Below are 9,275 nucleotides of genomic sequence, written 5' to 3' on the forward strand. Positions count from 1 at the left end.
GCGTGGGCGCGGGCCGTCGCATTTCCTCGGCAAAGGACGGGCGCGCGGGCCGCGGCGGCGGCTCGGGCATTTGCGGCTCGGGATGGTCGAGCAGTTCGGGTCGCGGCGCTTCATCGGCCCAGCTGCCGGCATCGGGCATGGGCGCAAGTCGCGGCGGTTCGGCCGCATTCGGCCGTTGTGGCAGCTGGTCGCGGCTCGGCGCGGCACGCACGATATTGGGCTCGACGACGATGTCGGTCGGGCCGCCGATCATCAGCAGATGTTCGACATTGTCGCGCCGGACCAGCACCAGGCGCCGCCGGCCATCGACCGCGGCAGCGTCGATCACGGCAAGGCGCGGCATCCGGCCGCGCTGGGTATTGGCGCCGATCCGGCTGCCGGCGAATCGGCGGACCAGCCAGGCAGCGACGCCGATCAACGCCAGCACGACGATGAACGCGACGATGAAGGTGATTGGGCTGCCTTGCATACTTGTCCCCGACAAATGGCGCTTTTCTCGTGCCCGTGGGTCGGTTTAACCCCAACGGACGGACGATGCCCCAAACTGCGATTTCTTAACGTTCCACGGCAAGTTTTGCCGTCCCCAACTCTTAATAACCTATGAATCGCCCGATCCAAAACGACTTCTTGGCCTGTGCACGGGCCGCCAAATGGTTGGGTTAATGGCAGTTTTGGGAGACGTAGAAACACGGGTGGGCGCATCAGTGCGCTGCCGGGGGACATAGGCCCGCGGCTTCTTAACCAGCTGTTAACCATACACGCGGCAAATTCTGCCTAGCTTCGGGCTTGGAGCCGAAAGCGGGCGGAAGGAGCCGCGACGATGTCCATCAACGACATTCCGGAACTGTCGGTGCTTCGGACCAAGATGCAGTGGCACCAGGAGCGCCAGCGCGTCCTGTCGGAGAACGTCTCCAATTCCGATACGCCCAAATTCCGGCCGCGCGACCTGGTCGAGCCGAAGTTCGACAAGGCCGGCGCGGTCGCGGGCTCGATGGGACCACTGACGCTCACCCGCACCAGCGGCTCCCATATGGCGCCATCGGGGGCGGCCTCCGCATTCGACCAGAACAGGAACGCGGGTTTCGAGACCCGCCCCGCGGGCAATGCCGTCAATCTCGAAGAGGAGATGATGAAAGCCGCCAGCAACCAGATGGACTACGCGGCGGTGACCTCGCTCTATTCGAAGAGCCTGCGACTGCTCAAGACCGCGATCGGCAAGGCCTAGGCATGATCCGGCAACAAGGGGAGCTAGGGGTGCATCATGGCAAATGACAGCAGCGATTTCGCCCGCTCGATGGCAATCGCGACATCCGGCCTGCGCGCACAGGCCGGGCGTATGCGGGTGATCTCCGAGAATATCGCGAACGCAGATTCGACTGCGCCGACCGCCGGCGGAGATCCCTATCGGCGCAAGGTGCCGACCTTCTCCTCAGCGCTCGACCGCACGCTCGACGCGCAGGTCGTCACCCTCGGCAGGATCAAGCCCGACCAGTCCAATTTCCGCGTCAGATACGAGCCCAACAATCCGGCCGCCGATGCCAGCGGCAACGTGAAATATCCGAACGTGAACTCGGTGGTCGAAATGACGGACATGCGCGATGCGCAGCGGTCCTACGAGGCCAATCTCAACATCATCAGTGCGACGCGCCGGATGATCCAGCGCACGCTCGACATCCTCAAGAGCTGAACAGGACATCATAAGCCATGGCATCACCGACAGTCGCCGCGAATGCTTACGCCAGCCTCGCCCGGGTGCTGGAGAACACGTCCCCCGGCAAGGGCAGCGAACCGAACGGGCAATCCTTCGCCTCGATGCTGAAGGACGCCGTCGGCAGCGTCGTGGAGTCCGGCCGCAAATCCGATGCGCAGACGGTGGCGATGGCCGCCGGCAAGGCCAACGTGATGGACGTGGTGACGGCGGTCGCCGACACCGACGTCGCGGTGTCGACGCTGGTCTCGGTCCGCGACCGCGTCATCGCGGCGTACGAAGACATCATGAAGATGCCGATTTAGTCACCGCTGTCATTCCGGGGCGGTGCGAAGCACCGAACCTGGAATCTCGAGCTTCCGGGTTCTCGCTTCGCGAGCCCCGGAATGACGTCAATAGTTGGAAGCGAGAACGCTCAAATGACCGGCCCCGAAACCCTCGACGTCGCGCGCGACGCGATCTGGACCATCGTGATCGTGTCCTCGCCGCTGATGGTGGTCGGCCTCGTGGTCGGCGTCATCGTGTCGCTGTTCCAGGCGCTGACGCAAATCCAGGAGCAGACGCTGATCTACGTGCCGAAGATCCTCGCCATCTTCGCCACGATGCTGCTGGCGCTGCCGTTCATGGCCGATTCGATGCACGCTCACATGATGCGGATCTCGTCGCGAATCATCGGCGGCTGAGGCACAATGCGTCGTGCGGTGGATTTGACATTCGCCTTGGCGGCCCCGCGAGTCGCGTTGGCGAATGTCAAATCCAATAGCCGCACGACTATTGAGATTTGCGAATGCCTCTTTGGCTCCAACATTCGCAAAGGTGCCTGCCGAGATGGCATGCGAATGTCGGAGCCGAGGCATTCGATTATGCGCATCGACGTCTCGCTGCTGCCGGCGCTCGCCGCTTCCTTCATGCTTGCCTTCGCCCGGGTCGGCGCGATGGTGATGCTGCTGCCGGGGCTGGGCGAGACCAACATTCCGACGCGCATCAAGCTCTCGATCGCGCTGCTGCTCACGCTGATCATCCTGCCGCTGCATCGCAACGCCTACCAGGTCGACATGGGCTCGCTGGCACCGCTGCTGGTGCTGATGCTGCATGAGATCGCGATCGGCATCGTGCTGGGCGCGACGGCGCGCGTGACCCTGTCGGCGCTGCAGGTCGCAGGATCCGTGATCGCGCAGCAGATGGGGCTCGGCTTCGTCACCTCGGTCGATCCGACGCAGGGACAGCAAGGCGTGCTGATCGGCAATTTCCTGACCATGCTGGGGATAACGCTGCTGTTTGCCACCGACAGCCATCATCTGGTCATCGCGGCGCTGAACGACAGCTACACCATCTTCGCGCCGGGCGAGATCGTGTCGAGCGGCGACGTCGCCTCGCTGGCAACGCGCGCCTTCTCCGCCGCGTTCCGCCTCGGCTTGCAGCTTTCCGGGCCGTTCCTGGTGTTCGGCCTCGTCTTCAACATCGGGCTCGGCATACTGGCGCGGCTGATGCCGCAGATGCAGGTCTATTTCGTCGGCGTGCCGCTGTCGATCTTCGCGGGCTTCATGGTGCTCGCCGTGGTGCTCACTGCGATGATGGGCACCTATCTCGACTATTTCATCGGTGTGATGCACCAGATGATGCCGCTCAAGTGACGGGGGTCGAACGATGGCGGAAGACAACGATCCCGAAAGTCAAACAGAAGATCCGACGCAAAAGCGGCTCGACGATGCGCTCGAACGCGGCGACGTCGCCAAGAGCCAGGAGATCAACACCTGGTTCATGATGGCGGGCGGCACGCTCGTGGTGGCGACCTTCTCGGGCTCGGTCGGCAGCGGGCTGCTGACGCCGATGCGCGGCCTGCTCGCCAATTCCTGGATGATCAAGACCGACGGCAAGGCCCTGCTCGCCCTGATGCAGCAGATCGAAATCGCCATATTGGCGGCGGTCGGCGTGCCCTTGCTGATGCTGGTGCTGGCCGCCATTGCCGGCAACATGCTGCAGCACCGTCTGGTGTGGTCGGCCGAGTCCCTCAAGCCCAAATTCAACAAGATCTCGCCCGGCGCCGGCTTCAAGCGCATCTTCGGCAAGCAGGCGGCCGCCAATTTTCTCAAGGGCATCGGCAAGCTCGTTGCCTTGGCGGTGGTCATGACCATGATCCTGTGGCCGGAGCGGCATCGGATGGAGGCGATGGTCAGGCTGGATCCGGCGGCCATGCTCGGCGCCAGCACCAGCATGACCATCCAACTGCTCGGCGCGGTGGTCGCCGCGCTCGCGATCGTCGCCATCGCCGACTACTTCTTCCAGTACCGAAGCTGGTTCCAGCGGCAGAAGATGTCGCTCCAGGAGATCAAGGAAGAGTACAAGCAGTCCGAAGGCGACCCGCACATCAAGGGCAAGATCCGGCAGCTGCGGCAGCAGCGCGCCAAGAAGCGCATGATGGCCGCGGTTCCCAAGGCTTCGGTGATCATCACCAACCCGACCCACTATTCGGTGGCGCTGTCCTACGAGCGCGGCATGACCGCGCCGATCTGCGTCGCCAAGGGCGTCGACAACCTCGCCTTCAAGATCCGGGAGATCGCGCGCGCGCACGACATCCCGATCGTCGAGAACGTGCCGCTCGCCCGGGCGCTCTACGCCACCGTCGACATCGACCAGGAAATCCCGACCGAGCACTATCACGCCGTCGCCGAGGTCATCGGCTACGTCATGCGGCTGAAGCGCGGATTCAGCGCCGGGCAGGGATAAGACACCCGAAAAGTACCGGAAATGGCCCTAAATTGGGAATCAGCGTACCTTTCGCCCTCGCTGCCCTTGCACCCCAGGGTCCGATTGAGGCAGGGAGGACCCCACGCGCCCGGTAGCGCGTTGATTCTCTGCCGACAGGCTGCGCCAGCTCGAGAATGACCGCCGAGACCGACCACGACCTCACACGCGATCCCGTTGCGGCGCACGAGCCGTCGCCGCGCTCGGGCAGCATTGCGCTTGTGCTGCTGGTGGCCGCCGGCCTCGTCGCCGTTGCCGTGGGGCTGATGACGCTCGGGCGCGCGCAGGCGCAGCCCTATATCCTCGGCATCCTCGCTGTGCTGGCGATGGTCGGCCTGTTCAACCTGTTCGCCTTCGCCGCCGGCATCATCCGCTTTGCCGACCGCAATCTCGACGATCCCATCATCGCCCGCATCTCCGATCACGCCTTCGACGGGCTCGCGGTCACGGATGCTCGCGGCCACGTGGTCTATTCCAATGCCGCCTATCTCACCCTGACCGGCGCCAGCGGCCCGCAGGACGTGCGTCCCGTGGAGCGCGTCTTCATCGGAAATCCCGACGTCTCCGAGGCCGTGTTCCGGCTGCTGAAGGCCGCGCGCGAGGGCAAGCGTCAGCAGGAAGAGGTGCGCATCTCCGGCCAGGACGGCAACCAGGGCCGCTGGCTGCGCATGCGTGTGCGTCCGCTCGGCACCGGCAAGCGCGAGGCGAAATACGCGGTTTGGTCGATTGCCGACATCACCCGCGACCGCGAGCGCCAGGAGGACGTGTTCCAGGAGCTCCAGCACGCGATCGAATATCTCGATCACGCGCCTTGCGGCTTCTTCTCGGTCAATCCGGCCGGCGAGCTCGCCTATGTCAACGCGACGCTGGCGAACTGGCTCGACTACGACCTCGCCGAGATCGGATCGGGCGGCTTGAAGCTCACCGACATCGTCTCCGGCGACGGCGCCTCGCTGCTGACCTCGATCGTGGCGGTGCCGGGCGAGGTCAAGACGGAAGTCTTCGACATCGACCTGCGCATGCGCTCCGGCAAGACCATGCCGGTACGGCTCTATCACAAGCTCGCCTTCGGCGCCGACGGCGCGCCGGGGCCGTCGCGCACGCTCGTGATCAGCCGCGCCCGCGATGAGCGCAGCGACCCCGACCGCGCGGCCGAAGTGCGCTTCATGCGCTTCTTCGACCATACGCCGATGGCGATCGCGACGGTCGACCGTGCCGGTAACGTCGTGCGCGCCAACGCGCGCTACGCCAAGCTGGGTCAGGCACTGGGGCTCGACACCGCTTCCAAGTCGATCTTCCGCGCAGTCAATGCGCGCGACCGGCACCTCCTGATCGCCGCCATCAACCAGGCCGCCGAGGGCCAAGCCGACGTCGCGCCGGTCGAGGTCGCGCTGGAAGGGACCAAGGAGCGCTGGGGCCAGTTCTTCGTCACGCCGGTCGATTCGGCCGAGAACGACGCCGAAGCCGCCATCGTGCACATGCTCGAGACCACAGAGCGGCGCGCGCTGGAGAACCAGATCAACCAGTCGCAGAAGATGGAGACGGTCGGCCAGCTCGCCGGCGGCATCGCCCACGACTTCAACAACGTGCTGTCCGCCATCATGATGGCGAACGACTTCCTGCTGAACGCGCACAAGCCGACCGACCCGTCGTTCCAGGACATCATGCAGATCAAGCAGAACGCGACGCGCGCTGCGACCCTGGTGCGTCAGCTGCTGGCGTTCTCGCGGCGGCAGACGCTGCGGCCGCAGGTGCTCGATCTCGGCGATGCGCTCTCCGACCTGGCCATGCTGCTGCGCCGCCTGATCGGCGAGAAGGTCAAGCACGAGACCATCCACGGCCGCGATCTCTGGCCCGTCAAAGTCGACGTCTCCCAGTTCGAGCAGGTGATCGTCAACCTCGCGGTGAACGCGCGCGACGCGATGCCGGATGGAGGCAAGCTGATCATCCGCACCGCCAACGTCACTGCAGAAGAAGCGGCCAAGCTCGCCTACAAGGGCATGCCGGCGGCGGACTATGTGCGGATCGAGGTCGCCGATACCGGCACCGGCATCCCTGCCGACATCCGCGACAAGATCTTCGAGCCGTTCTTCTCGACCAAGGAAGTCGGCAAGGGCACCGGCCTCGGGCTGTCCACCGTCTACGGCATCGTCAAGCAGACCGGCGGCTTCATCTACGTCGATTCCGAGCCGGGGCAGGGCACCTCGTTCCATATCTTCCTGCCGCGCCACGTCGCCGAGCCGGAGGCACAGGTCGAGCCGCCCTCAGCCGCAATCGGCGCGAGCAACGGCGCCGCGAAAGAGGCCACGCCCGCCGCGCCGGCAGAGGCGAAGCCGCGCACCGATCTCACCGGACAGGGCACCATCCTCCTGGTCGAGGACGAGGAGGGCCTGCGCGCCCTCAACGCGCGTGGCCTGCGCTCGCGCGGTTACACCGTGGTCGAGGCCGAGAACGGCGTCGAGGCGATGGATGTGCTGGCGGAGCAGAGTGGCGCAATCGATCTCGTCGTGTCGGACGTCGTCATGCCGGAGATGGACGGCCCGACGCTGCTGAAGGCGATGCGGGAGAAGAACCCCGACATCAAGTTCATCTTCGTGTCGGGCTATGCCGAGGACGCCTTCGAGAAGAGCCTGCCCGAGGGTCAGCAGTTCGACTTCCTGCCGAAGCCGTTCACGCTCAGCCAGCTGGTGGCGGCGGTGAAGGAGACGATGACCAAGCAGGGATGAGGGCAAAGGCTCTAAGCCTTCCTCATCGCGAGCCACTGCGCCCGCGCGAAGCGCGGCCTGATGGCAGGCTCCGGGAAGTCCTCGGGGAAAAGCGGAAATTCCGTCGCAAAACCACCGGTAACGAGCGACCATGGTTCTTTCGCGCACCCTGCCAAGCGCCCGCCAAATATGGGCTTTTGCCACATCCCCGCGACTGAGGGCCGCAGCCACAAGTTCCGAAACCGGCTTCACTTTTCGGGAAGTCTGCCCATCTTAGGGGCACGTCCCCATGCCGGGGATTTGGGAAACGCACATGACTTTCTCGCTTCGCTCCCGGAAATTCTTCAACACGATCGCCGTCGTGCTGGCGCTTGCGCTGCCGACCGCGTTGACGATCTCGTCCGCCGACGCCCGTGCGGGTGGCGGCATGTCGTCCGGTTCGCGCGGTACGCGCTCCTATTCGGCGCCGCCGTCGACCACGACGGCGCCGGGCTCGACCTCGCAGTTCAACCGCACCTACACCCAGCCCGGTGCAGGGATGAACTCGGCGGCTTCCGCGCCTGCGCGCGGCGGCATGTTCGGTCGCGCCGGCGGCTTCATGGGCGGCCTTGCGGCCGGCTTCCTCGGTGCGGGCCTTCTCGGCATGCTGTTCGGCGGCGGCCTGTTCGGCGGCCTCGGCGGCCTGTCCTCAATCCTCGGCCTGATCATCCAGATCGCGCTGGTGGTGCTCGTGGTCCGGCTGGCGATGTCCTGGTGGCAGCGCCGGCACGCCCCCCGGGCGGCCTACGCCAATGCTGATGCCGGCGCAGCGCCCGGACCGCAGACGAACCAACGCAGCGGGCTCGCTGGTGGCCTTGGCGGCGGTCTCGGCAGTGGTCTTGGCGGCGGACTTGGCGGCTTCGGCTTCGGCGGTGCCAACAACGCGCCGCTCGAAATCAAGCCTGATGATTATGAGGCGTTCGAGCGTCTGCTCGGCGAAGTCCAGGCGGCCTGGTCGAACGAGGACGTGGCCAAGCTGCACACGCTCGCGACGCCGGAAATGGTCTCCTATTTCGAGCAGGACCTCGCCCAGAGCCGCGCCCGCAACGTCGTCAACAAGGTCACCGATGTGAAGCTGTTGCAGGGCGACCTCGCCGAAGCCTGGCGCGAAGGCGAGACCGACTACGCCACGGTGGCGCTGCGCTTCGCGCTCACCGACAAGACGGTCGACCGCAACACCGGCGCCGTCGTCGCCGGCAGCGAGCAGCCGGGCGAGGCGACCGAAGTCTGGACCTTCGCCCGTCGCCCGAACGGCGGCTGGGAATTGTCGGCGATCCAGCAGACCAACTGATCCGCTGTCACCTCAGAAATCAGGGCGTCGTGCTTTCCGCACGGCGCCCTTTTTCTTTGAGCGCAATCCTCACATCAATCGCGGGCAGCGTCGCGCGACACTGATGGAACTTCGCGGTGAGTGATACATTGGTTCCGTCGCCCACGTGCACGGACCCATCCCATGAAATACGAGCTCTACTACTGGCCCGAGATCCAGGGCCGCGGTGAATATGTGCGGCTGGCGCTGGAGGAGGCAGGGGCCGATTACGTCGATGTCGCACGTGGTCCGCGCGGAACGGCCGAGATGATGAAGATGATGGACGCGAAGGGCACGCCGCCCTTTGCGCCGCCGTTCCTGAAGGCGGGCAAGCTCGTCATCGGCCAGACTGCCAACATCCTGCTCTATCTCGGCGCCCGCCATGGGCTTGCGCCAAAGACGGAAGCCGGCAGGCTCTGGGTGCACCAGCTCCAGCTCACCATCACGGACCTCATCGTCGAGATCCACGACACACATCATCCGCTCGGCCCCTCGCTCTATTACGAGGACCAGAAGGCGCCGGCGAAGAAGCGCACGGCCGATTTCTGGGACGAGCGCGTGCCGAAATATCTCGGCTATTTCGAGCGGCTTCTCGCCGATAGCGGCGGCACCTATGTGACGGGTCGCCGCCTGACCTATGTCGACCTCTCGCTGTTCCAGATCGTCGACGGGCTGCGCTATGCCTTCCCGAAGCGCATGAAGGCGTTCGAGGCGGATGTCCCGGGCCTTGTCGGCCTGCACGAGCGCATCGCCGCGCGGCCGAACATCA

Annotated in this window: 10 protein-coding genes; 9 read left to right on the top strand and 1 reads right to left on the bottom strand. The window is 65.3% G+C overall.

The window, feature by feature from the left end; translation table 11 throughout:
• The coding region (locus JHD07_RS24020) for a flagellar biosynthetic protein FliO (RefSeq protein WP_291626565.1) at window positions 1-469 on the bottom strand (469 nt) is incomplete at its 3' end.
• Between the two features lie 351 nt (window positions 470-820).
• Between JHD07_RS24020 and flgB the strand changes: the two genes are divergently transcribed.
• From flgB to JHD07_RS24065, 9 genes are all read left to right on the top strand, one after another.
• Window positions 821-1,225, top strand: a complete 405-nt coding sequence (gene flgB, locus JHD07_RS24025; protein WP_291626567.1) for a flagellar basal body rod protein FlgB — start codon at window positions 821-823, stop codon at window positions 1,223-1,225.
• A gap of 36 nt (window positions 1,226-1,261) precedes the next feature.
• Window positions 1,262-1,687, top strand: coding sequence for a flagellar basal body rod protein FlgC (gene flgC / locus JHD07_RS24030; RefSeq protein ID WP_291626570.1), 426 nt, complete (start codon window positions 1,262-1,264; stop codon window positions 1,685-1,687).
• Window positions 1,688-1,704: 17 nt separating this feature from the next.
• Window positions 1,705-2,013 (top strand): flagellar hook-basal body complex protein FliE, encoded by a 309-nt coding sequence (fliE, locus tag JHD07_RS24035; RefSeq protein WP_291626571.1) that lies wholly within the window; start codon window positions 1,705-1,707, stop codon window positions 2,011-2,013.
• Between the two features lie 114 nt (window positions 2,014-2,127).
• The gene (gene fliQ / locus JHD07_RS24040; protein WP_024340947.1) at window positions 2,128-2,391 is read left to right on the top strand and encodes a flagellar biosynthesis protein FliQ; all 264 of its coding nucleotides are present in this window, start codon (window positions 2,128-2,130) and stop codon (window positions 2,389-2,391) included.
• Window positions 2,392-2,571: 180 nt separating this feature from the next.
• A complete protein-coding gene (fliR, locus tag JHD07_RS24045) occupies window positions 2,572-3,342 on the top strand; it encodes a flagellar biosynthetic protein FliR (protein ID WP_291626575.1) in 771 nt (256 codons plus the stop codon).
• A gap of 13 nt (window positions 3,343-3,355) precedes the next feature.
• Window positions 3,356-4,435, top strand: coding sequence for a flagellar biosynthesis protein FlhB (flhB, locus tag JHD07_RS24050; protein ID WP_291626577.1), 1,080 nt, complete (start codon window positions 3,356-3,358; stop codon window positions 4,433-4,435).
• Window positions 4,436-4,590: 155 nt separating this feature from the next.
• Window positions 4,591-7,179 carry a cell cycle histidine kinase CckA gene (cckA, locus tag JHD07_RS24055; RefSeq protein ID WP_291626579.1) on the top strand — a complete coding sequence of 863 codons (2,589 nt, stop codon included), beginning with the start codon at window positions 4,591-4,593 and terminating at the stop codon, window positions 7,177-7,179.
• A gap of 268 nt (window positions 7,180-7,447) precedes the next feature.
• Window positions 7,448-8,488 (top strand): TIM44-like domain-containing protein, encoded by a 1,041-nt coding sequence (locus JHD07_RS24060; protein ID WP_291626580.1) that lies wholly within the window; start codon window positions 7,448-7,450, stop codon window positions 8,486-8,488.
• Window positions 8,489-8,650: 162 nt separating this feature from the next.
• Window positions 8,651-9,275, top strand: a 625-nt coding sequence (locus JHD07_RS24065) for a glutathione S-transferase (RefSeq protein WP_291626582.1), incomplete at its 3' end; no start/stop codon positions are given.

Origin of the sequence: Bradyrhizobium sp. (assembly GCF_016462955.1) — a bacterium.
Taxonomy (GTDB): Bacteria; Pseudomonadota; Alphaproteobacteria; order Rhizobiales; family Xanthobacteraceae; genus Bradyrhizobium.